The sequence below is a fragment of the Mycobacterium sp. UM_WGJ genome (genome assembly GCF_000455125.1).
Classification (GTDB): Bacteria; Actinomycetota; Actinomycetes; order Mycobacteriales; family Mycobacteriaceae; genus Mycobacterium.
The window spans coordinates 31,722-53,516 of the sequence record NZ_AUWR01000052.1 but is presented as its reverse complement, the minus strand read 5'-3'; the positions used below and the strand labels follow the sequence as shown (position 1 = coordinate 53,516).

Below are 21,795 nucleotides of genomic sequence, written 5' to 3'. Positions count from 1 at the left end.
TTGCGGCTTGGTTTCAGCTGCGAGACCCGGTGCGTGTGAGAATTCCAGCGTAGTCGGCCCCGGCCTACGTTGGCGGCGTGCGCGTACCAGTTCTTGTCCGTGTCGGTATCGCGATCACCGCCGGCCTGGTGGTGGCCGCCGCGGTGCCGAGCGCCCCGCCGTCCTCAGCCGCCCCCGGCAACATCGCCGGCATGATCGTGTTCCTCGACCCCGGGCACAGCGGCGCGGGCGACCCCGCTGCCCTGTCACGTCAGGTGCCCAATGGCCGGGGCGGCACCAAGAACTGCCAGACCAGCGGCACCGCGACCAACTCCGGGTATCCCGAGCACAGCTTCGCCTGGGACACCACACTGCGGATCCGCCAGGCCCTCAACTCAGCCGGGGTCCGCACCGCGATGTCGCGAGGCGACGACAACGGGCCGGCGCCGTGCATCGACGCACGTGCCGCGGCGGCCAATGCGCTGCACCCCAATGCCATCGTGTCCATCCACGCCGATGGCGGACAGCCGGCCGGCCGCGGATTTCACGTCAACTACTCCGCACCTCCGCTGAACCCGGCGCAGGAGGGTCCCGCGGTGCGGTTCGCCCAGATCATGCGCAGTCAGTTGCAGGCCGCCGGCATTCCTCCGGCCAACTACATCGGCACTGACGGCTTGAAGGGTCGCGCCGACCTCGCCGGGCTCAACCTGGCCGAATACCCGTCGATCCTCGTCGAGCTGGGCAACATGAAAAACGCCACCGATGCGGCCCTGATGGAGAGTCCTGCGGGCCGCCAGCGTTACGCCGATGCCGTGGCGCGCGGCATCGCCAGTTTTTTGAGCAGTCAAGCGCAGCTGCCCTGACCGGCGGTTCAGCGAGGGCCGACGCAGGTTCAGCGAGGGCCGACGCGAAAGACCCGAAGCCGGCCGTGGCGTGCGGAACCGCCGATCCGCCGTTAGCGTAGGAAGTGATGTCCGTTCGGCCGGCCGATACACCGACATCCCACACGCGGGGGGTGCGACGGCTGCTGGACAGCTACCGCAACATCCCGGCCGACGAATCGGTCCGGCTGGCCAAGCCCACTTCCAACCTGTTTCGGGCCCGCGCGAAGCGCCAAGCCCCCGGTCTGGACACTTCCGGCCTGGTGAGCGTCATCGCCGTCGACCCGGAGAACCGCACCGCCGACGTCGACGGCATGTGCACCTATGAAGATCTGGTCGCCGCCACCCTGCCCTACGGCCTGGCGCCGTTAGTGGTCCCGCAGCTCAAGACGATCACCGTCGGCGGTGCGGTCAGCGGCCTGGGCATCGAGTCGGCGTCGTTCCGCAACGGGCTTCCCCACGAGTCGGTGCTGGAGATGGACGTGCTCACCGGCGACGGCGAGCTGCTGACGATATCGCGCGACCAGCATGAGGATCTGTTCCACGCGTTTCCGAATTCCTATGGCACGTTGGGGTATTCGACGCGGCTGCGGATCGAGCTGGAGGCCGTCAAGCCGTTCGTCGCGTTGCGGCACATCCGCTTCGATTCCCTCGATGAGCTGGTCGCGACGATGGACCGCATCATCGATACCGGCGGGCTCGAAGGCGTTCCGGTGGACTACCTCGACGGTGTGGTGTTCGACCCCCGGGAGAGCTACCTGTGTGTCGGTATCGCAACGGATTCTCCCGGCGCCGTCAGCGACTACACCGGCCAGCAGATCTACTACCGCTCGATCCGGCACGCGCACGGGATCAAAGACGACCGGCTGACCATCCACGACTACCTCTGGCGCTGGGACACCGACTGGTTCTGGTGCTCGCGCGCGTTCGGCGCTCAGCGTCCCCTGGTGCGCCGGTGGTGGCCGCGGCGCTACCGCCGTAGCAGTGTCTACTCGAAGCTGATCGCCTACGACCAGCGCTTCGGCATCGCCGACCGGATCGAGAAGCGGCATCACCGCCCGCCTCGTGAGCGAGTGGTGCAGGACATCGAGGTCCCGCTGGAGCGCTGCCGGCAGTTCCTGGACTGGTTCTTCGCTCACGTCCCGATCGAGCCGGTGTGGTTGTGCCCGCTCCGGCTGCGCGGCGACGAGGAGTGGCCGCTGTACCCGATCCGGTCCAATCGCACCTACGTCAACGTCGGGTTCTGGTCGTCGGTCCCGGCCGGCGCCACCGAGGGAGCCACCAATCGACTGATCGAGGCCAAGGTGAGCGAGCTCGACGGCCACAAGTCGCTGTACTCCGACTCCTACTACACCGCCGCGGAGTTTGACGAACTCTACGGCGGTGAAACCTATCGGAGGATCAAGAAGACCTACGACCCCGACTCGCGGCTACTGGACCTTTACGCCAAGGCGGTGCGACGACGATGACGATCGACAGCGAGCAGATACGCACTTCGACCGGCAGGCTGAGCCTGGCCCAGGTGCTGGAGACCCTGGCCACCGACGGGCACCTGCCGCTGCGGTTCACCGCCTACGACGGAAGCAGCACCGGCCCCGACGACGCCCCCTTGGGCCTGGACCTGCTGACCCCGCGGGGCACCACCTATCTGGCCACCGCTCCCGGCGACCTGGGGATGGCCCGGGCCTACATCTCCGGTGATCTGGGGCTGCACGGTGTGCATCCCGGGGATCCCTATCGGCTGCTCAAGGCCTTGGCTGACGAGCTGCACTTCAAACGGCCCTCGCCCAGAGTGCTGGCCAACATCGTGCGCTCGATCGGGATCGAACATCTGGTGCCGATCGCCCCGCCGCCCCAGGAGGCACTCCCCCGCTGGCGACGTATCGCGGAAGGATTGCGGCACAGCAAGTCTCGGGACGCCGAGGCGATTCATCACCACTACGACGTATCCAACGACTTCTACGCCTGGGTGCTGGGACCATCGATGACCTACACCTGCGCGGTCTATCCGACTCCGGATGCCACGCTGGAGCAGGCCCAGGAGAACAAGTACCGGCTGGTCTTCGACAAGCTGCGGTTGAGCCCCGGCGACGTGCTGCTCGACGTGGGCTGCGGCTGGGGCGGCATGGTGCGCTACGCGGCACGGCACGGGGTGCGCGCCATCGGTGCGACGCTGTCGGCCGAACAGGCCCAGTGGGCGCAGCGCGCGATCGCCGACGCCGGCCTGTCCGATCGGGCCGAGGTGCGCCACTGCGACTACCGCGACGTCGGCGAATCCGGATTTGACGCGGTCTCCTCGATCGGTATGACCGAACACATCGGGGTGGCCAACTACCCCGCCTACTTCGGGTTCCTCAAGTCCAAGCTGCGTCCCGGCGGTCTGCTACTCAACCACTGCATCACCCGGGCGGACAACAAATCCAGTGCGACCGCAGGCGATTTCATCGACCGCTATGTGTTCCCCGACGGAGAGCTGGCCGGGTCCGGCCGCATCATCAGCGAGATCCAAGACGTCGGCCTAGAGGTGCTGCACACCGAGAACCTGCGCAACCACTACGAGCTGACCCTGCGCGACTGGGGCGCCAACCTGGTGGCGCACTGGGACGACGCGGTGGCCGAGGTCGGGCTGGCCACCGCCAAGGTGTGGGGCCTGTACATGGCCGGTTCCCGGCTGGGCTTCGAGCACAACGGCATTCAGCTTCATCACGCGCTGGCGGTCAACGGCGGCGACGGCGCCGGCCTGCCGCTGCGGCCGTGGTGGCGGCCCTAGCCGACCCTAGCGGCTCTGACGGTTCTGGCGGCGCGCGAAGGCCGGTGCCCGCTCCGGGCGCACGCCCACCCCGACCAGGTATGCCGGAATCGCCGAGAGCCAGGGCAACACCGCGAACAGCGTGCCCACGCTCGCCGGCGGGCTGAGGTTCTTTCCGCGCAAGATCGGGTTCAGCGCCCGGTGCGCCACCCGCTGCACCGACTGGGTGACGACGGTGGGCAGCTCCCGGCGGCGCTGCACGGCAGCCAGGTCCCCGGCGGTCAGCTGGCCGTGCCGTAGCGGCTCGGCCAGGATGGTGGCGGCGGCCACCGCGTCCTGCACCGCCAGATTGATGCCGACCCCACCCACCGGCGACATGGCGTGTGCGGCGTCGCCGATGCACAACAAGCCGTCAATGCTCCAATGCCGCAACCGATTCAGCCGCACATCAAGGTGTTTGACGTCGTCCAGGCTCTGCAGCGCCTCCACCGAGTCCGCCGCCTCGGGGATGAGCTCCACCACGTCGCGGCGGAATGCCTCGATACCGCGCGCCCGCTTGTCCGCGTCGGTGCCCTTGCGGCCCAGGTAGGCGACCTGAAAGTAGCTGTCCCGCGGAATCATGATCGCGGCCCGCCCGGGCCCGAGGCGGGGCAACAAGGTGGGCTGGGCGGCGCGGTCGTTCGGCAGCCGGAACCACCACACATCGAAGTTCACCGGAAACTCGCGTGAGTGCAGGCCCGCCTCATGCCGCGCCACCGACCAGCGCCCGTCGCAGGCGACCGTGAGATCGGCACGCAGCTCGCCGGTGCCCTCGGTATCGCGGTAGCGCACTCCGGCCACCCGGCCTTCCTCGTGCAGCAGTCCGGTCACCTCGCTCTGCATTCGCAGGGTGAACGTCGGCTCGGTCTGTGCGGACTCGGCGAGCAGGTTGAGCAGGTCCCACTGCGGCACCATCGCGATGTAGGGATGCGGCTGGCGGCGCAGCCGACCGAAGTCGACCACCGTGACGCCGCGCCCGGCCATGTCGAGGCTGACCTGGTGGATCTCACTGTGCGCCAGCGTCGCGAAGCGCTCCCAGAGCCCGAGCTCGTCGAGGAGGCGCAGGGTGGTGGGGTGCACGGTGTCGCCACGAAAATCGCGCAGGAAGTCGGCGTGCTTCTCCAGCAGCGTTACCTGCACACCGGCCCGGGCCAGCAACAACCCGAGAACCATGCCTGCCGGTCCGCCACCGACGATCGCGCAGGTGGTTGCCTCGGTTCTCTCTCCCATCGCGGTGCAACGCTACGCGAGTTTGAGGTGACGCCCGAGCGGTTACTCGCATCTGGACAAGGGGGGCTTAGATCATGGCGGTCAAAACACTCAACCAAAGCACGAACACCACCACCGCGAACGGCAAGCTGGGGCTGGCCGAGATTCTGGTGCTACTGGCCGCTGGGGGGCAGCCACCACCACTGAAGATCTCTGCCTACGACGGCAGCAGCGTCGGGCCCAGCGACGCGGAACTGGGCGTGAAACTGCTGAATCCGCGGGCGACCAACTACCTGGCCACCTCACTGGGCCAACTCGGCATAGCCCGGGCCTACATCTCGGGTGACCTGGAACTGTGCGGCGTCCACCCGGGGAATCCCTACGACGTGCTCAACGCCATGGCGGATCTCGAATTCAAACGCCCGTCGGCGCGCGATATGGCCAATATCGTCCGCTCCATCGGGCTGAGGAATCTCAAGCCGGTCGCTCCGCCGCCGGAGGAGGCGCCACCCAAATGGCGTCGCAACGCCAGCGGGCTGCGGCACAGCAAGTCTCGGGACGCCGACGCGATTCATCACCACTACGACGTGTCGAACACCTTCTACGAGTGGGTGCTGGGCCCGTCGATGACCTACACCTGCGCGATCTACCCGTCCGCCGACGCGACGCTGGAGGAAGCCCAGGAGAACAAGTACCGGCTGATCTTCGAGAAGCTGCGGCTGAAGCCCGGCGATCGCCTGCTCGACGTCGGCTGCGGCTGGGGCGGCATGGTGCGCTACGCCGCGCGCCGCGGGGTCCACGCACTCGGCGTCACCCTCGCTGCAGAGCAGGTCGCCTGGGCGCAGCGGGCGATCGCCGAGGAAGGACTCTCCGAGTTCGCTGAGGTCCGGCACTGCGACTACCGGGACGTGCGCGAGACCGAATTCGACGGCGTCTCGTCGATCGGCATGACCGAGCACATCGGGGTGAAGAACTACCCGGCCTACTTCCGCTTCCTCAAATCGAAGCTGCGCACCGGTGGCCTGCTGCTCAACCACTGCATCACGACTGCGGACAATTCCGTCTACAAGGGCGACCCGTTCACCGACCGGTATGTCTTCCCCGACGGCGAGATCACCGGCGTGGGAAGCATCACCGCCGAGATCCAGCAGACCGGTCTCGAGGTCCTGCATGAGGAGGACTTCCGGCTCCACTACGCCAAGACGCTGCGCGGCTGGTGCCAGAACCTGGTGGACCACTGGGACGAGGCTGTCGCCGAAGTGGGCTTGGGCCGCGCCAAGGTGTGGGGCCTGTACATGGCGGCTGCGGTGATCGGCTTCGAGCGCAACCAGTGTCAGTTACACCACGTGCTGGCCGGCAACGTCGACCAGCAGGGCGGGGATGGGGGTCTGCCGCTACGGCCCTGGTGGACTCCCTAGCGGACCGAGTACCTTCAGTCGCCGCTGATCCGGCGGGCGCCCAACTCGTTCTGCAACAACTCCAGGGCCGCTTCTTCGGGGTCGCGGCGGGGCGGGGCCTCCGAACCGGCATCGACGGCCGCCTCGGCCAGCATGGCCTCCTCGTCGGCGCGCCGCGCCGATTCCACGTCGACCTGAGCGGGCGCCGCCGAGTGGCCGGCGTCCGGAGGTGGTCCGCCGGCCTCGCAGCGCACCCGCCAGTTCACCCCGAGGGCGTCCTTGAGGGCCTCGGTGATGACGTCGGTGTTGCGCGGTTCGGAGAGTCGCCTGGCCAGCGAGGCCGTTCCGTGGGTCAGCACCAAGGTGTTGCCGTCCACGGTGCGCACCGTCGCGTCGGCCAGCATCGCCTCGGTCGAGCGGCTGCGTCGGCGCACCTTTTCGCGGACCGTGGTCCACATCGCGCGCACGGCGGCGGCGTCGGGCTCGCCCGGGGTGGCTGCCGCAGCGGGTGCGGGCGCCGGCGGCGCCGCAGCGGGCTCCGGTTCGGCCGGCGGCGCGGGGGCCGGAGCAGGTGGCGCAACAGGTTCGGGTTCGGGCACTGCCGCCGCGGGTGGCGGCACCGGCTCGGGGGTGGGAGCGGCGACGGGCACCGGCGCAGGCTCGGGTGCGGGCGCGGATGCGGGGTCGGTGGTCCGGGCAGAACGGCGGGTGAACTGCTTGCCCGATGACGCGGCCGGCGCAGCGGCCGGAGACGGCGGGCTCGCGGAGGAGACGGCTCCGGTACGCGCGGGTGCCGCCGGTATCGACATGTCCAGTCGGCCCTCGATGCGCTCAATCCGTTGCAGCAGTGCGGCTTCGGTGTCGGCGGCCGAGGGCAGCAGCAGCCGGGCGCACACCACCTCCAGCAACAACCGGGGAGCGGTCGCGCCGCGCATCTCCCCGAGCCCGGCGTGCACCACCTCGGCGTAGCGGGCCAGGGTGGCCGAACCGATCCGGGCGGCCTGCTCCTGCATGCGTTCCAGGATGTCTTCCGGTGCGTCGACCACGCCTTTGGCGACCGCGTCGGGGACCGCCTGCAGCACGATCAGGTCGCGGAACCGCTCCAGCAGGTCGATGGCGAACCGGCGCGGGTCGTGGCCGGCGTCAACGACCGCCTCCACCGCTCCGAACAGCGATGCGGCATCCCCGGCGGCCAAGGCGTCGACCGCCTCGTCGATCAGGGCGACGTCGGTGGCGCCTAACAGGCCCAGTGCCCGCTGGTAGCGCACGTGGCTGGTGTCGGGGCTGCCGGGCATGGGCTCCGAGCCGGCCAGCAGCTGGTCGAGCACGGAGAGGGTGTCGCGGGGCGAGCCGCCGCCGGCACGGATCACCAGTGGATATACCGCGTCATCGACGGCGACGCGCTCCTGCTCGCAGATTCTTCCGATCAGCTCGCGCATGGTGCGCGGCGCCAGCAGCCGGAACGGATAGTGATGGGTGCGGCTGCGGATAGTGGGCAGCACCTTCTCCGGTTCGGTGGTGGCGAACACGAAGATCAGGTGGTCGGGCGGCTCCTCGACGATCTTGAGCAGCGCGTTGAAACCCGCGGTGGTCACCATGTGCGCTTCGTCGATGATGAAGATTCGGTAGCGCGACTGGGCGGGAGCGTAGAAGGCGCGATCGCGCAGATCGCGGGTGTCGTCGACCCCGCCGTGGCTGGCCGCGTCGAGTTCGACGACATCGATGCTGCCCGGGCCGTTGGGGGCCAGCGCCACGCACGAGTCGCAGGTTCCGCACGGCGTCGGGGTCGGCCCCTGCGCACAGTTCAGCGACCGGGCCAGGATGCGCGCCGACGAGGTCTTACCGCACCCACGAGGTCCCGAAAACAGGTAGGCGTGGTTGATCCGGCCCGCCGACAACGCCGTGCACAGGGGTTCGGTGACGTGCTCCTGCCCCACCACTTCGGCGAAGGATGCCGGCCGGTATTTGCGGTAGAGCGCCACGCCAGCAGGGTACTTGCTCAGCCCGACGCGAGTGCAGGCCCGGCAGGCGAAGCACTACGGTTTCGGGCGCAGATACCCCAGCGTGTTCCACATGGGCCCGACGTCACGCCAGTTCAGCGTCACGAACAACCGGCCGCCGGAGTTCTGTTCGGCGACCTCATAGCGCAGCAGGCTGCCGCTGCCCCGCACCGCCGTGACCACCCCGGCATGCCCGTGTTCACTGACAAACCCGCCGGGGCCGTAGACCACGACGTCCCCGACCCGCGGTGCGTTCAGACCACCGTCGAACGGCACCTGGTCGAAGTATTGGCCCAGACCGTTGGTGGGGAAATGCTCGTAGAGATCGAAGGCATTGCCGCTGGGGTCTCTGTTGCGCCATGAACCGAGCGTCTGGATGTATTGCTGCACCAGCGGATAACACTGGCCGTCGCCATACATCACCGGATTTCCCAGTGCGCCCTCGGCGGCATCGTGGCGAAAGGCATCGAGTTGTTCGGCGGCCCTCGGCGGCAACAGTTCCGCTTCGGCGGCAATGGGATCGGCGGCCGGCACCGACGGCGGTTCGACCGGCCGTTCCGGTCCGGCCTGCGCCGCCGGAACCTGGCCCAGACCCAGCAGCCCTAGCGCCACCACCGCGCAGCCGAAGGCACCGACCTTGATCGACATTTCTCGCGCCTCCACCGGCAAATCAACGGGTTTGCTGAATCAACTGTCAAAAAACTCTATTCGGCGACGGCCGCACCGACGCCGAATTCCGCAATGTGTCAGCCCAGCAGGTGTTCGGCGGCGGCCAGCAGGGCGCAGGTGGCCAGACCGTCGACGGCGTTGCGCAGGTCCTCGGTGGACGGGAACGACGGGGCGATCCGAATGTTCTTGTCCTCGGGGTCCTTGCGGTAGGGAAACGAGGCACCGGCTTCGGTGACCGCGATGCCGGCGTCCTTGGCCAGCGCGACGGTGCGCCGGGCGGTGCCCGGCAGTACGTCCAGGCTGATGAAGTAGCCGCCTTTGGGGTCGGTCCACGACGCGATCTTGGCGTCACCGAGCCGGTTCTGAAGAATCTCGGCGGCCAACTCGAACTTGGGCGCCAGGATCTCCTGATGGCGTCGCATGTGCAGCCGCACACCGTCGGCGTCACCGAAGAACCGCAGGTGCCGCAGCTGGTTGACCTTGTCCGGGCCGATCGAGCGTTTCCCGGCGTACTGCAGGTACCAGGCGATGTTGCCCAGCGAGCCACCGAAGAAGCTGACGCCGGCGCCCGCGAAAGTGATCTTCGAGGTGGAGGCGAACACGTACGGCCGGTTCGGGTTGCCCGCGGCGGCGGCCAGCCCCAGCACATCGATCTGGTGGGGGAAGTCGGTGGTCAGGGTGTGCACCGCGTAGGCGTTGTCCCAGAACAGCCGGAAGTCGGGTGCGGCCGTCTTCATCTGCACCAGCCGGCGCACGGTCTCCCAGGAGTAGGTGATGCCGGTCGGGTTGCCGAACACCGGCACGGTCCACATGCCCTTGATCGCCGGGTCGGCGGCGACGAGTTCTTCGATCAGGTCGACGTCCGGGCCGTCCTCGCGCATGGGGACCGGGATCATCTCGATGCCCATGGTCTCGGTGATCGCGAAGTGCCGGTCATAGCCAGGGACCGGGCACAAGAACTTGACGGCCGGCTCCTGCCCCCACGGCCGCGGCGAGTCCACCCCGCCGTGCAGCATCGAGAAGACGATGACGTCGTGCATGAACTCGAGGCTGGCGTTGTTGCCGGCGATCAGGTTGGGCACCGCGATGCCCAGCAGCTCCCCGAAGATGGAGCGCAGCTCGGGCAGACCATGCAGGCCGCCGTAGTTGCGGGTGTCGGTGCCGTCGTCGCCGCGGTAGTCATCGGGGCCCGGCAGGGCCAGCAGGCCATTGGCCAGGTCGAGCTGCTCGGGTGACGGCTTACCGCGGGTGAGGTCCAGCGACAGCTTCTTGGCCTGCAGCTCGGCGTAGTCCTGCTGGTAGCGCTCATATTGCGCGGTCAGGTCGGCAGGGGCGAGGGTATGCAGCGACACGACGTACCTTTCAAGTCCCTTATCAAGCGCAATCAGCCGGCGAAGGCCCGACATATAAGGGGACCCCGCGCACCCGCCAGAGCCCATTGACCCTTGCTGCCTTCCGGCCCTGGGGGAGTTCACAGGATGGACGCCGCGCGGGGTCCACGGGCAAGTCTAGCGGTGGTCGCGAGCGCGGCGAAGCCGGGCGGGACGAGCGGCTAAGCCTGGCAGGACGAGCGGCGCGCGGGGCACGCAACGGACTCAGCTACCATTGCCGACGGAGGATTCGCCTAGTGGCCTATGGCGCTCGCCTGGAACGCGGGTTGGGTTAATAGCCCTCAGGGGTTCAAATCCCCTATCCTCCGCACCTGAATCACTAGCTGACGAGCATGGGAGGTGGCGTGAGTCGTACCGTCGCCACGGTTTGGCACGCGTCGCTCTCGACTCTCGCCGCCATTCTGTATTTCCTCTTCGTCCTGCCGCGGTGGTGGGAGCTGACCGGCTTCAGCCCGCATGTGTTGGGCACCGTGATGCGAGTTCTGCTCGGACTGCTGGTCGGGGGGATGGCCCTGCCGGTTGCGGCGGTGTTGAAGCAGTCGCGCAAGCCCGAGTACGGCACCCCGCAGCTTGCGCTGTCACTGCGGACCGGCTCGATCGTGGCGCATCTGGTGGCCGCAGCGTTGATCGTCGGCACCGCGGTCAGTGAGATCTGGCTGTCGCTGGACAGCTTCGGCGTGTGGCTGTTCGGGATCTACGGGGCCGCAGCCGCGATCGCCCTGTTGGGGATCGGTGCGTTCTATCTGGCATTCGTCGCCGAAATGCCTCCGCCGCCGCCCAAACCGCTCAAACCCAAGGTCGAAAAGCAGCCCAAGCAGGGTCGGCGCCGGGGCAAGAAGTCCGGCGACGCGAAGACCGAGGACGCTGACGCCGACGAGACCAAGGTCGATGACGAGGCCGCGAATGAGCCCGAGGACGCTGACGCCGACGAGGCCGATGGCGAGCCCGACGCCACCGAGATCCTCGAGTCGACGGGCGTCGACGCCGACGAGCCGGCCCCAACCGACGAGGGCAAGCTGCGCCCGTCCGGCAAGCGCCGGGCGAAAAAGGACCAGTAAGCCCGATCCCGCCCGGCTACCCTGTTCGCTATGGCCGAGAACCTCGGTGGCTTCGCGGATGCGGCGCGCGCGCGTGAAGTGGAGCTCGCGAACCGGCTGGCGGCATCGGTAGCGGCCGACAAACAGTTCCAGACCATCCTGCAGCAGGCCGTGCGCAACACCGTGAGTTCGCGGCAACGGCTCGACGCCATCGAGTCCGAGATCCGCGAGTCGGCCGCCACCTGGCCAGGCCTGGACACCCCCGCCGGGTCCCGCCAGTTCCAGCGATTCCTGACCGCCAAGACCCGCGAGATCCACCGGGTGGTCTCCGACGCCGCCACCGACAGCCGGCATCGGACGCAGCTGGTGCAGACCTTGACCAATGACTACCGGCTGGGCAGCGGCGCGGACGGTCAGGACCCGCATATCCGCCTGGTGGACAACACGATTCCGGCCGACGGCCAGCACGACCCCACGATCGCGGGCGTGGGCAGCCCACCGATGCCGGAGAAGCAGGACGGTTCGCCCTATGACCTGGGCGCGACGATCCCGGGCACCGGCATCGTCATCACCGGGGACCCGGAGAGCGGCCACCCCCGCCTGCAGCTCCCCGGACAGCCCGACATCGATAACCCGTTTCCCGTCGATGACGGTTTCCGGGCACTGCCGACCGGCACCGCGGTCGGCCCCGACGGTCAGCAATACGCGTTCTACAGTGTCCGGCCGTACGGGCCCGGGACCTCACCGGACAACTACATCGCCCCGGAATCTCGGGTGCAGAACCTGGCCGATCCGGCAACGGATCTGGGACCGCTGCTGGGCACCCCGCTCGGCTCAGACACCAAGGTGGGCATCTCGCAGGCCAGCGGTGTCTACGACCAGGCCTCCGGGACCATGATGATCGTCGGAAACATGGGGCAAGACGGTCAGCGCGCCCTGTGGCAGTCGGCTCCGGTCGCTGCCGGCGACCCGCCCCATGCCTGGATGAACAGCCTGCATGAGGTCGGTGCCTTCAACAATCTCGGGCCCGCCAACCGGGAGAACCAGATCGTGCCGCTGCCCCAAGGCGGGTATCTGTTGGCCAGCGCGAGCGATGGCGGCCAGGTCGTGGGCGTCACCGCGGGCAGCCCCCAGGGCCTGCTGCAGGCTCCCCCGCAAGACCTCACCGGCCCCGGTTTCATCCCGAGCCCCGGCAATCAGCCGGCCGTCCCGTACGGGCCGAGCATCGTCAATGTCGAGACGCTTCCCAACGGACAAGAGCAGGTCACGATGCGGGTCAGCACGTGGCCGACGCCTGAGGGCTGGCCGGTCGGGCCAGATGCCCCGCCGCCGCCATATCACCCGCGGACCTACACCACCACGTTCACCATCGACCGGTAGCGCAGGCGGGCCCGGGCAGTCCGAGAACCCCTAGAACGCCGTGCTGCCCGAGGGGCTCAGCACGAACCCGTGATGCCCCAGCGAGGTGTCCAGGCAGGCGACGAGCTGGTCGGTGCCCACCGCACAGGTGACGTTGCCGTACGACAGCTTCTGCCCGACGCCCAGGAAAGCTCCGTTGGAGAACTGGCGGCCGCAACCGGTCGATTCGCGGTTCAGCCGCAGACCCGCCGCGCCCTGAGAGCGCACCGTCCCGATCACACACCCGCCCGGCACCGGGGCGCCCGAGCCCAGCGGCGCGTTGGCCAGGCCCGGCATGTCGCCGTCGCACATGATGGCCTGCGACGATCCCGCGGGCGGGTCGATGGCGTCGAATTGGCAGGCGACGTTGTAGGGCGTGGAGAAGTTCACCCAGCGTCCCGGCCCCTTGGGGCCCGTGGAGATGTAGCTGTCCACCGGGACCGCGGTGAATTCGTCAAAATCGGGGAACCCCGCAGGCTGCGCCCCCGCAGGTCCTCCCGGGGCCGCGAGCAGCAGGCCACCCGCCGCGCCGGCGACGAGCAGAACCCGCATGACTCGACGGATGGAACCGTTCATCGGTCTCCTGTTACGGCTTGGGGGACCAGTCCCACACCGACATGTCGTCGCGCGGGTACTGACTGCAAGCCTCGGTCGACTTGGCGACGACACCCTTGTTGTTGAAGAAGATCTTGGCGTGGTTGGGCCACGACACCGTCAGCGGGTCGGCGAAGTTGGTCGCCAACTCCTCGGAGTAGGCCCGGCGCTGCTCGGGGTTCAGCGAGAAGAACCAGTGCATCTTGTCGATGGTGGCCTGCTGCACCTGGACCGGCTTGTTGTGCATGTCGATCATGTAGCGCTCGTAGTAGATCGGCGACAGGTCGCGGCTGGCGGCCAGCATCTGCTCGGCACTGCAGTCGGTGCGGATCACCCGACGCGGGATCGGGAAGTCGTCGGTCGCGTCGGCGGAGGCGGTGGCGGGCAGCAGCACCGCGGTCACGGCTGCGCCCACGGCGGCAGCGGTCACGACGATGCCCCTCAGTAGCGAGCGGTGCGTACGCATGGAGTCCACTGTAGCCATTCCCCGGACCCTTTCACTCTGTCAGTTCTGGGACGCTAAACCCGCCGGTGAGACCGCTGAGTCGGGTGAAGCAGGTGAGGCGAATGCGCCATTAAAAGGGTCGCTCAGCCATCCGAACTCGGTAAGCAATGCTACATAACTTTAGCCATGCTACCTAATTGTTTTCCGGCTCCCTGCGCATGCGATCGCTCACATCGGGCTACCGGTTGTGGGCCAGCTCCTCGGTGTCCTCCGAGCCCTCGCCGCGAGCCAGGGCGGCGGCCTCTCGATGCCGGGCGGCTTTCCCACCGACGTGCGGCAGCACGTTGATCGGCCACCAGAACCAGCGTCCCAGCAGCGCCGCGATCGACGGCGTCATGAACGCCCGCACGATCAGCGTGTCGAACATCAGCCCCAGACCGATGGTGGTGCCGATCTGCCCGATGATGCGCAGGTCACTGACGGCCATCGACGCCATGGTGAAGGCGAACACCAGTCCAGCCGAGGTCACCACCTTCCCGGTGCCGCCCATCGCCCGGATGATGCCGGTATGCAGCCCGGCGTGCATCTCCTCTTTCAACCGGGCGACCAGCATCAGGTTGTAGTCCGACCCCACCGCCAGCAGGACGATCACGCTCATCACCAGCACCAGCCAGTGCAGCTGAATACCGATGATGTACTGCCAGAACAGCACCGACAGCCCGAACGACGCACCCAGCGACAACGCCACGGTGCCGACGATCACCAACGCGGCGATCAGGGCGCGAGTGATCAGCAGCATGATGATGAAAATCAGGCACAGCGAGGCGATTCCGGCGATCAGCAGGTCATAGTTGGAACCGTCGTGCATGTCCTTGAACAGCGACGCGGTCCCGCCGAGATAGATCTTGGCGTCTTCGAGCGGCGTGCCCTTGAGCCCTTCCTCGGCCGCGGTCCGGATCTTGTCGATGTGCGAGATGCCTTCGGCGGTAGCCGGATTGCCCCGATGCGAGATCATCATCCGGACGGCCTTGCCGTCCGGGGAGATGAACATCTTCATGGCCCGCTTGAAGTCCGGGTTCTCGAACACCTCCGGCGGCAGGTAGAACGAATCGTCGTTCTTGGACTCGTCGAACGCCTTGCCCATCGCAGTGGCGTTGTCGCTCATCTCGTCCATCTGCGCGAAGATCCCGGACATGGTGCTGTGCATCGTCAGCATCATGATCCGCATGGTCTCCATGGTGTCGATCATCGGCGGGAAGGTGCTCAGCATCTGCGGCATCAGGGCATCCATGTCACCCATGTGCGCGATCATCTTGTCCATGCTCTCGCTCATCGGGTCAACGCTGTCGACCATGTCGAACGCCGAGCGCAGCGAGAAGCAGATCGGGATGTCGTAGCAGTGCGGTTCCCAGTAGAAGTAATTGCGGATCGGCCGCCAGAAGTCCTCGAAATCGGCGATGTGGTCCCGAATCTCGTAGATCTGGGCCTGTAGGTCATCCATGTCGATGACCATCTCGTGGGTGATGCCGGCCAATTGGCTCATGTGGCCGTACATCTGGCGCATGGTGGCGATGGTCTGCTCCATGGCCTCGGCCTGGGTCAGCATGTCGTCCATGCGCTTCTTCTGGAACTGCATGGTCTGCAGTTGGCCGGCGTTCTGCATGCTGATCTGGAACGGGATCGAGGTGTGTTCCAGTGTGGTGCCCTGCGGACGGGTGATGGCCTGTACCCGGGAGATCCCGACGACCTTGAAGATGGACTTGGCCAGCTTGTCGATGATCAGGAAGTCCGACGGGTTGCGCAGGTCGTGGTCGGCCTCGATCAACAGCACCTCGGGCATCATCCGGGACTGCGAGAAGTGCCGGTCCGCGGCGTTGAAGCCCTCATTGGCGGGGATGTCGGAGGGAATGTATTTCCGGTCGTCGTAGGCCGGCTGATATCCCGGCAGCGCCAGCAGGCCGACCGCCGCGACCGCCAGGGAGGCGACCAGAACCGGGCCGGGCCAGCGGACGATCACCGTCGCCACCCGCCGCCAGCCGCGGGTGCTGGTCGCGCGCTTGGGGTCGAACAGGCCGAACCGGCTGCCGACCGTGATGATCGCCGGGCCCAGCGTCAACGCCGCGAACACCGAGACCAGCATGCCCACCGCGCACGGAATGCCCAGCGTGACGAAGTAGGGCATCCGGGTGAAGTGCAGACAGAACACCGCTCCGGCGATGGTCAGACCGGATCCCAGGATGACGTGCGCGACGCCTTCAAAAGCCGTGTAGTACGCCGATTCCCGGTCCTCGCCGGCTTGGCGCGCCTCGTGATAGCGGCCGATCAGAAAGATCGCGTAGTCGGTGCCGGCGGCGATCGCCAGCGAGACCAGTAGGTTGACGGCGAACGTGGTCAACCCCACCCAGTGGTGGTGGCCCATGAATGCCACCACGCCGCTGGCGGCGTTCAGCTCCATATAGACCATGCCCAGCAGCAGCGCCACCGTGATGACCGACCGGTAGACGAGCAACAGCATGGTCAGGATCACCAGGATGGTGACCACCATCATCTTGAACATCGACTTGTCGCCGGCATGGTTCATGTCGGCGGCCAGGGCCGCGGTGCCGGTGACATAAACGGTCAGCCCCGGCGGCGTCTGGACCGAGTCCACGATTTCGCGGACTGCGGCGATGGAGTCGTTCGCCGCCGCCTGGCCGATATTGCCGACCAGGTTCAACTGCACGTAAGTCGCTCGGCCGTCAGCGCTTTGGGCGCCGACGGCGGTCATCGGGTCACCCCAGAAGTCCTGCACGTGCTGGACGTGGGCGGTGTCGGCCTTGAGCTTCTCGACCACTTCGGCGTAGTACTCGTGCTCGGCGTCGCCCAGTTCGTGGTCGGCCTCCAGCACGATCATCGCGGTGCTGTCGGAGTCCGACTCCTGAAAGACCTTGCCCATCTCGGTCATGGCCTGCATGGAGGGGGCGTCTTTAGGGCTCGCCGACACGGCGTTCTGCTTGCCGACCTCTTCCAGCGGCGGGACGGTGGCAACGAGCACCGCGATCAGCGCCAGCCACCCCAAGATGATCGGTATGGCGAACCGGCGGATGGTCCGCGCGATGAACGGTCGCTCCGGCCGCTCGCCGGTGCGAGGTGTACCGAGCTGGCTCATGCCGCCTTCAGCAGGCAGAAGGTGTAGGCGTTGACCTCGTTGGAGATCCGTTCCGCCTTCACCTCTCCGTCCACGGTGATACGGCAGCCGATGCTGTTGCTATTGCCCTGCGCCATGATGCTTCCCACCACAGACGGAAGCGTGGTGACGATTTCGAGCTGCCACGGCAGCGCGACGTCCTGGACCCGCTGCGGCTCGGAGTTGACGTCGAAATAGCTGATGTCGGCGACCGTTCCGGGCGGGCCGAAGATCTCATAGGTCAACCGCTTGGGGTTGAACGGTTTGGTCTCGTCGTTCTGGCCGTCTGAATAGGAGGGGCGCTTCTCCGAGCCGAACAGGCCGTGGATGCGCGTCACGGTGAACGCGGCGACACAGACCACAGCCACTATGACCAGGGGTATCCACACCCGGCTCAGTACCTTGAAAATCGAAGTCCCCTCACACCAGCAAACTTTGGATACCCTAACCCACATCAACGTGCGTAAACGCACGCTACAGCACTCCCACGGAGGCCCGCAACGCACATTGTGTGCGTTATCCTCTCGCTGTGCGTCAGGTCGCCTTCCAACGCGCCCGCAGCGACGCGAACAAGCGTCAGCGGGCTGAAGCGTTGATGGAGGCCGCCCGCTCGGTGGCCACAGAGACCGGCGTGGCATCGGTGACCCTGACCGCGGTGGCCCGCAGGGCCGGGGTGCACCACTCGGCGGTACGGCGTTACTTCAGCTCGCACAAAGAGGTGCTGCTGCGACTGGCCGCCGAGAGCTGGGAGGGCTGGTCAAACACCGTTTGCACCGCGCTGCAACGGTCCGAGACGATGTCGCCGGACCGGGTGGCCGCCACCCTGGCCGGCGGGTTGGCCGCAGACCCGTTGTTCTGCGACATGCTGGCCAATCTGCACTTACACCTAGACCATGAGGTAGACGCCGAGCGGGTGATCGAGATCCGCCGAAAGATCACCGCGGCGGGGCTGACCATGGCCGACGCCCTGCTGCAGGCGCTCCCCCGGCTGGGCAAGCAAGGTGCCTTCGACCTGTTGCTGGCGTCCTATTCACTGGCAGCGCCGCTGTGGCAGGTGGCGCACCCACCGACCAAACTGGCCGACGCCTATGCCGCGGAGCGGCAGGTGCCACCGGAGTGGAATCTGGACTTCACCACCGCATTGACCCGGCTGCTCACCGCCACCTGCATCGGACTGTTGGAGCCGTCAGTCTGATTTCGCCCGGCTGGGCTGCACCCGCTTGGGTTCGCCCGGCATCTTCGGGTAGTTCGGCGGGTAGGGCAGGTCCCCCAACCCGCGGGCCTCGTCGGTTGCCACCATGTCCAGCAGCGGCTCCAGGGACTGTTCGAGGTCGTCGATGGCGCTCCACGGGTCCCCGCGCCGTGCGATCAGGTCCGGCACCGTGCTGATCGTGAAGTCGTCGGGATCGGCGCCGTCGGCCAGCTCATCCCAGGTCAACGGCGTGGACACGGTGGCGATCGGCGTGGCCCGCACCGAATAGGCCGACGCCATGGTGCGGTCCCGGGCATTCTGGTTGAAGTCGACGAAGATCCGCGCGCCGCGTTCTTCCTTCCACCACGAGGCAGTGACCGCCTCCGGTGCGCGCCGCTCGATCTCGCGGGCCAGGGCAATGCCGGCCCGGCGGACCTCGATGAAATCCCAGTCGGTCTTGATCCGCAGGTAGACGTGCAGGCCGCGGCCGCCGGAGGTCTTGACGTAGCCGATGAGCCCGAGCTCGTCGAGCAGCGGGCGCACCACCTCCAGCGCGACCGCACGGGCCTGCGCGAAACCGGTGCCCGGCTGCGGGTCCAGGTCGATGCGCAGCTCGTCGGGGTGGTCGGTGTCGGGACAGCGCACCGGCCAGGGATGGAATGTCACGGTGCTCATCTGCACGGCCCACAGGATGTCGGCGGGCCGGGTGACCTTGAGCACGTCTGCGGTACGCCCGGAGGGAAACGTCACCCGGCAGGACTCCACGTTGTCCGGGTGCGAACGCGGCAGCCGCTTCTGGTAGACCTCGTCCCCGTCGATGCCGTCCGGGAACCGCTGCAGATGGCTGGGCCGGTCGGCCAGGGCGTGCAGCAGCGGCCCGGTCGCCACCGCCAGGTAGTAGTCGGCCAGCGCCCGCTTGGTGCCGCCCGCACCCAGCCGGGGGAAGTACACCTTGTCACCGCTGGTGAAGCGGACGGCGGTGCCACCGACCAGCAACTCCTCGGGACCGGCCATCTCAGGTCTCCAGCACGTCGGCGAGGTCGTAGTTCAGCGGCACCTCGAGCTGATCGAAGGTGCAGCTGGCCGGGTCCCGGTCGGGGCGCCACCGCAGCAGTTTCACGGTGTGCCGAAAGCGGTCCCCTTCCATCTGGTCATAGGCGACCTCGGCGACGCGCTCGGGCCGGATCGGGACCCACTGTTTGTCGGCGGCGGAGTTCCACCGGCTCGGTTCGCCGTCGCGGACCTCACCGAGACGCAACGGCTCCAGCTCGGTCTGGAGCTTGCGCCGATCGGCATCGGTGAACGCCGACGAGCCGCCCACCATCGCCAGCTCGCCGTCGGTGCGATACAGGCCCAGCAACAGCGAACCGATGCCGACCCCGCTCTTGTGGATGCGATACCCCATCACCACGCAGTCAGCGTCCCGGTGGTGTTTGACCTTGACCATCTCGCGCTTGCCGGGCAGGTACGGCCCGTCATTCCGCTTCGCGACCACCCCGTCCAACCCGGCGCCTTCGAACGTGGTGAGCCAGCGGGTGGCCTGTTCGGGGTCGGCGGTGGCCCGGGTGATGTGACAGCCGGCGCCGCCGGTGATGAGCTCGGCCAGCGCCGCGCGCCGCTCCCGAAAGGGTTCGTCGAGCAGCGCGGCCGAACCGGTGGCCAACGCGTCGAAGGCGATGAACTGCGCGGGGGTCTGTTCGGCCAGCAACCGCACCCGGCTCTCGGCGGGGTGAATCCGCTGGCTCAGCGAGTCCCAGTCCAGCCGGGTCCGCCCGCCGATCTGGCGCGGCACCACGACTTCGCCGTCGAGCACGCAGCGCGGGGCGGTCTCGGCGCGCAGCGCCTCCAGCAGTTCGGGGAAGTAGCGGCTCAGCGGTTTGCCGTTGCGGGACTGCAGCAGCACCTCATCGCCGTCGCGGAACACAATGGCGCGGAAGCCGTCCCATTTGGGTTCGTAGGACCAGCGCCCCGGCTCCTCGCCGTCACCGGGAACCTTGGCGGCCGCCTTGGCGAGCATCGGGGCCACCGGCGGCGCCACGGGCAAGTCCATGGTGTCCATCATGGCGGTGGCTGCTCAGCGCCGCAGGAACTCCACGACGTGGCGGGCGAGTTCTTCGCCGGCGTCCTCCTGCAGGAAGTGCCCGGCATCGTGGATCACCGGGTGGGCCCGGCCGTGCGCACCGGCCATCTCGCGCTCGAAGATCGGCGCCATGGCCCCGGTGATCGGGTCGCCGTCACTGAACGCGACCAGCATCGGGGTCTGCGAGGCGCACAGCGCGGCCCAGGCCGCCCGGTTGGCCGGGGCGGCGGGATCCTCGGGCGTGGTCGGGATCAGCGACGGCATGGTCCGCGGGCCGACGCAGTAACTGTCGTCGGGGAACGGGGCGTCATAGCCGGCCCGAACGGCGTCGCTCATCGGCCGGCGGCATCCGGCCTGCACGAACCATCCGACGTTGATGGTCGGCGCGGTCTGGATCGCCTCCCGAAAGCGCCACCAGACATCCGGCATCGGAATGTCCCCGGTGGGCAGGCCGGTGTTGGCCACGACGACGCCACTGAACCGGTCCGGGTTCTCGGCGAGCAGCCGCAGCCCGATCAGCCCACCCCAGTCCTGGCACACCAGCGTGACGTTGCGCAGGTCGAGGACGTCGAACGCCAGCGCACGCATCCACTCGACATGGCGCGCATAGGTGTGGTCCTGCGCGCGGGTGGGCTTGTCGGACCGGCCGAACCCGACCAGGTCCGGACAGATGACCCGATACCCCGCCTCGGCCAGGATCGGGATCATCTTGCGGTAGAGATACGACCACGACGGTTCGCCGTGCAGCATCAGGATCGGCTCCCCCTCTTCGGGACCGTCTTGCACCCAGGCCACCCGCAGCGTGCCGCCGGGCTCGTCCTGGTCCAGGTCATCGAGGTCGCAGAACTGCGGCTGGTAGGGGAAATCCGGAAGTCCGGCGAATCTGTCGTCGGGCGTGCGCAGGGTCTGCATGAGGCGACGATACCGTGTCGGTATATACCCCCGGGGGTGTCTGATAGACTGGTTTTCTACGCGACCAAGGAGGCCTGGAATGTCCGTGGCAATGAGCACCGCAGTGACCGGCACCGATTTCGACACCGTCACCGAGAAGACACGAGAGATCCTGAAGGACAACGGTTTCGGCGTACTGACCGAAATCGACATGCAAGCAACACTGAAGGCCAAGCTCGGCGAGGAGATGGAGCGCTACCTGATCCTGGGTGCCTGCAACCCACCCCTGGCCCACCGGGCCGTGACCGCCGAGAAGCGCATCGGGGTGCTGCTGCCCTGCAACGTCGTGGTTCGCGAAGACACCGAACACCCGGGCACGGTGCTGGTGGAGGCGATGAATCCGCAACTGATGGCCCAAGTGATCGACAATCCGGCATTGGCGGCGATCGCCGACGAGGTGAGCGAGAAGATCCGCACCGTCATCGATACGCTGGCGGGTGCGTTACGCACCAGCTGAGAGGAGCCGCCGATGTGCTACCCCGTGCCCTGTCGAGTCTGTGGCAAGACCACCTGGGACGGCTGCGGCGAGCACATCGCAGAGGTACGCGCCCAGGTGCCGCCTGAGCAGTGGTGCGAGGGCCATCCGGAGACGACGCTCTCCTAGCCGAGTCCCCGCAT

Annotated in this window: 20 protein-coding genes, 1 tRNA gene and 1 other RNA gene; 10 read left to right on the top strand and 12 right to left on the bottom strand. The window is 67.6% G+C overall.

Annotated elements, in window-relative coordinates; all coding sequences use genetic code 11:
* Positions 1-77: 77 nt before the first annotated feature.
* The 3 genes from N416_RS0115570 (at position 78) to N416_RS0115560 (ending at position 3,630) form a co-directional block, all read left to right on the top strand.
* The gene (locus tag N416_RS0115570) at positions 78-842 is read left to right on the top strand and encodes an Rv3717 family N-acetylmuramoyl-L-alanine amidase (protein WP_024443028.1); all 765 of its coding nucleotides are present in this window, start codon (positions 78-80) and stop codon (positions 840-842) included.
* 107 nt (positions 843-949) lie between these two features.
* Positions 950-2,329 carry an FAD-binding oxidoreductase gene (locus N416_RS0115565; protein ID WP_024443027.1) on the top strand — a complete coding sequence of 460 codons (1,380 nt, stop codon included), beginning with the start codon at positions 950-952 and terminating at the stop codon, positions 2,327-2,329.
* Positions 2,326-3,630, top strand: coding sequence for a class I SAM-dependent methyltransferase (locus N416_RS0115560; RefSeq protein ID WP_024443026.1), 1,305 nt, complete (start codon positions 2,326-2,328; stop codon positions 3,628-3,630). The genes N416_RS0115565 and N416_RS0115560 overlap by 4 nt, the downstream gene beginning before the upstream one ends.
* Positions 3,631-3,636: 6 nt before the next feature.
* On the opposite strand, the gene N416_RS0115555 is transcribed toward N416_RS0115560, so the two are convergent.
* Positions 3,637-4,878, bottom strand: a complete 1,242-nt coding sequence (locus N416_RS0115555; RefSeq protein WP_024443025.1) for an FAD-dependent oxidoreductase — start codon at positions 4,876-4,878, stop codon at positions 3,637-3,639.
* 74 nt (positions 4,879-4,952) lie between these two features.
* Between N416_RS0115555 and N416_RS0115550 the strand changes: the two genes are divergently transcribed.
* On the top strand, positions 4,953-6,275 hold the full coding sequence (locus N416_RS0115550) for a class I SAM-dependent methyltransferase (protein ID WP_024443024.1): 1,323 nt from the start codon (positions 4,953-4,955) through the stop codon (positions 6,273-6,275).
* Positions 6,276-6,289: 14 nt separating this feature from the next.
* Here the strand turns inward: N416_RS0115550 and N416_RS0115545 are convergent, their stop codons facing one another.
* The 4 genes from N416_RS0115545 to ffs form a co-directional block, all read right to left on the bottom strand.
* Positions 6,290-8,236, bottom strand: a complete 1,947-nt coding sequence (locus N416_RS0115545) for a DNA polymerase III subunits gamma/tau (protein ID WP_024443023.1) — start codon at positions 8,234-8,236, stop codon at positions 6,290-6,292.
* 54 nt (positions 8,237-8,290) lie between these two features.
* Positions 8,291-8,902, bottom strand: a complete 612-nt coding sequence (locus tag N416_RS0115540) for a CHAP domain-containing protein (RefSeq protein ID WP_024443022.1) — start codon at positions 8,900-8,902, stop codon at positions 8,291-8,293.
* Between the two features lie 98 nt (positions 8,903-9,000).
* On the bottom strand, positions 9,001-10,329 hold the full coding sequence (locus N416_RS0115535) for an aminotransferase class I/II-fold pyridoxal phosphate-dependent enzyme (RefSeq protein ID WP_046300888.1): 1,329 nt from the start codon (positions 10,327-10,329) through the stop codon (positions 9,001-9,003).
* Positions 10,330-10,424: signal recognition particle sRNA small type (ffs, locus tag N416_RS22760), an RNA gene on the bottom strand.
* 112 nt (positions 10,425-10,536) lie between these two features.
* On the opposite strand from ffs, the gene N416_RS0115530 reads away from it, so the two are divergent.
* The 3 genes from N416_RS0115530 to N416_RS23310 all read left to right on the top strand — a co-directional run bounded on the left by N416_RS0115530 (position 10,537) and on the right by N416_RS23310 (position 12,731).
* A tRNA-Ser gene (locus N416_RS0115530) sits at positions 10,537-10,622 on the top strand.
* Between the two features lie 36 nt (positions 10,623-10,658).
* The gene (locus tag N416_RS0115525) at positions 10,659-11,372 is read left to right on the top strand and encodes a membrane protein (RefSeq protein ID WP_024443020.1); all 714 of its coding nucleotides are present in this window, start codon (positions 10,659-10,661) and stop codon (positions 11,370-11,372) included.
* A gap of 30 nt (positions 11,373-11,402) precedes the next feature.
* Positions 11,403-12,731 (top strand): DUF4226 domain-containing protein, encoded by a 1,329-nt coding sequence (locus tag N416_RS23310; protein ID WP_024443019.1) that lies wholly within the window; start codon positions 11,403-11,405, stop codon positions 12,729-12,731.
* A gap of 30 nt (positions 12,732-12,761) precedes the next feature.
* Here N416_RS23310 and N416_RS0115515 read toward each other — a convergent pair whose 3' ends face one another.
* The 4 genes from N416_RS0115515 to N416_RS0115500 form a co-directional block, all read right to left on the bottom strand.
* Positions 12,762-13,325: a hypothetical protein gene (locus N416_RS0115515; RefSeq protein ID WP_024443018.1), complete on the bottom strand. Its 564-nt coding sequence runs from the start codon at positions 13,323-13,325 to the stop codon at positions 12,762-12,764.
* 10 nt (positions 13,326-13,335) lie between these two features.
* Positions 13,336-13,809 (bottom strand): DUF5078 domain-containing protein, encoded by a 474-nt coding sequence (locus N416_RS0115510; protein WP_024443017.1) that lies wholly within the window; start codon positions 13,807-13,809, stop codon positions 13,336-13,338.
* 217 nt (positions 13,810-14,026) lie between these two features.
* Positions 14,027-16,936 carry an RND family transporter gene (locus tag N416_RS0115505; RefSeq protein WP_024443016.1) on the bottom strand — a complete coding sequence of 970 codons (2,910 nt, stop codon included), beginning with the start codon at positions 16,934-16,936 and terminating at the stop codon, positions 14,027-14,029.
* On the bottom strand, positions 16,933-17,409 hold the full coding sequence (locus N416_RS0115500; RefSeq protein ID WP_051190286.1) for an MmpS family protein: 477 nt from the start codon (positions 17,407-17,409) through the stop codon (positions 16,933-16,935). Before N416_RS0115500 ends, N416_RS0115505 begins: the two co-directional genes overlap by 4 nt.
* Before the next feature lie 56 nt (positions 17,410-17,465).
* Here N416_RS0115500 and N416_RS0115495 point away from each other — a divergent pair, with 56 nt between their 5' ends.
* On the top strand, positions 17,466-18,149 hold the full coding sequence (locus tag N416_RS0115495; RefSeq protein WP_125079505.1) for a TetR family transcriptional regulator: 684 nt from the start codon (positions 17,466-17,468) through the stop codon (positions 18,147-18,149).
* On the opposite strand, the gene N416_RS21745 is transcribed toward N416_RS0115495, so the two are convergent.
* The 3 genes from N416_RS21745 to N416_RS0115480 are packed head-to-tail and all read right to left on the bottom strand — an operon-like array spanning position 18,141 to position 21,138.
* The gene (locus N416_RS21745; RefSeq protein WP_036458201.1) at positions 18,141-19,160 is read right to left on the bottom strand and encodes a DNA polymerase domain-containing protein; all 1,020 of its coding nucleotides are present in this window, start codon (positions 19,158-19,160) and stop codon (positions 18,141-18,143) included. The two genes, N416_RS0115495 and N416_RS21745, sit on opposite strands and share 9 nt — an antisense overlap.
* A gap of 1 nt (position 19,161) precedes the next feature.
* Positions 19,162-20,205 carry an ATP-dependent DNA ligase gene (locus N416_RS0115485; RefSeq protein WP_024443013.1) on the bottom strand — a complete coding sequence of 348 codons (1,044 nt, stop codon included), beginning with the start codon at positions 20,203-20,205 and terminating at the stop codon, positions 19,162-19,164.
* 15 nt (positions 20,206-20,220) lie between these two features.
* Complete coding sequence (locus N416_RS0115480) at positions 20,221-21,138, bottom strand: haloalkane dehalogenase (RefSeq protein WP_024443012.1); 918 nt, start codon at positions 21,136-21,138, stop codon at positions 20,221-20,223.
* A gap of 79 nt (positions 21,139-21,217) precedes the next feature.
* On the opposite strand from N416_RS0115480, the gene N416_RS0115475 reads away from it, so the two are divergent.
* The gene (locus N416_RS0115475; RefSeq protein ID WP_024443011.1) at positions 21,218-21,634 is read left to right on the top strand and encodes a DUF302 domain-containing protein; all 417 of its coding nucleotides are present in this window, start codon (positions 21,218-21,220) and stop codon (positions 21,632-21,634) included.
* 12 nt (positions 21,635-21,646) lie between these two features.
* On the top strand, positions 21,647-21,781 hold the full coding sequence (locus N416_RS24165) for a hypothetical protein (RefSeq protein ID WP_255341890.1): 135 nt from the start codon (positions 21,647-21,649) through the stop codon (positions 21,779-21,781).
* Positions 21,782-21,795: the final 14 nt, after the last annotated feature.

Bases quoted from the DNA above. Each gene is read 5' to 3' on its own strand.
- N416_RS0115475 (WP_024443011.1), top strand. From the start codon at position 21,218: ATGTCCGTGGCAATGAGCACCGCAGTGACCGGCACCGATTTCGACACC.
- N416_RS0115510 (WP_024443017.1), bottom strand. From the start codon at position 13,809: ATGCGTACGCACCGCTCGCTACTGAGGGGCATCGTCGTGACCGCTGCC.
- N416_RS21745 (WP_036458201.1), bottom strand. From the start codon at position 19,160: ATGGCCGGTCCCGAGGAGTTGCTGGTCGGTGGCACCGCCGTCCGCTTC.
- N416_RS0115565 (WP_024443027.1), top strand. From the start codon at position 950: ATGTCCGTTCGGCCGGCCGATACACCGACATCCCACACGCGGGGGGTG.
- N416_RS0115480 (WP_024443012.1), bottom strand. From the start codon at position 21,138: ATGCAGACCCTGCGCACGCCCGACGACAGATTCGCCGGACTTCCGGAT.
- N416_RS0115485 (WP_024443013.1), bottom strand. From the start codon at position 20,205: ATGGACACCATGGACTTGCCCGTGGCGCCGCCGGTGGCCCCGATGCTC.
- N416_RS0115555 (WP_024443025.1), bottom strand. From the start codon at position 4,878: ATGGGAGAGAGAACCGAGGCAACCACCTGCGCGATCGTCGGTGGCGGA.
- N416_RS0115560 (WP_024443026.1), top strand. From the start codon at position 2,326: ATGACGATCGACAGCGAGCAGATACGCACTTCGACCGGCAGGCTGAGC.
- N416_RS0115505 (WP_024443016.1), bottom strand. From the start codon at position 16,936: ATGAGCCAGCTCGGTACACCTCGCACCGGCGAGCGGCCGGAGCGACCG.
- N416_RS0115550 (WP_024443024.1), top strand. From the start codon at position 4,953: ATGGCGGTCAAAACACTCAACCAAAGCACGAACACCACCACCGCGAAC.
- N416_RS0115535 (WP_046300888.1), bottom strand. From the start codon at position 10,329: ATGTCGGGCCTTCGCCGGCTGATTGCGCTTGATAAGGGACTTGAAAGG.
- N416_RS24165 (WP_255341890.1), top strand. From the start codon at position 21,647: ATGTGCTACCCCGTGCCCTGTCGAGTCTGTGGCAAGACCACCTGGGAC.
- N416_RS23310 (WP_024443019.1), top strand. From the start codon at position 11,403: ATGGCCGAGAACCTCGGTGGCTTCGCGGATGCGGCGCGCGCGCGTGAA.
- N416_RS0115515 (WP_024443018.1), bottom strand. From the start codon at position 13,325: ATGAACGGTTCCATCCGTCGAGTCATGCGGGTTCTGCTCGTCGCCGGC.
- N416_RS0115540 (WP_024443022.1), bottom strand. From the start codon at position 8,902: ATGTCGATCAAGGTCGGTGCCTTCGGCTGCGCGGTGGTGGCGCTAGGG.
- N416_RS0115500 (WP_051190286.1), bottom strand. From the start codon at position 17,409: ATGTGGGTTAGGGTATCCAAAGTTTGCTGGTGTGAGGGGACTTCGATT.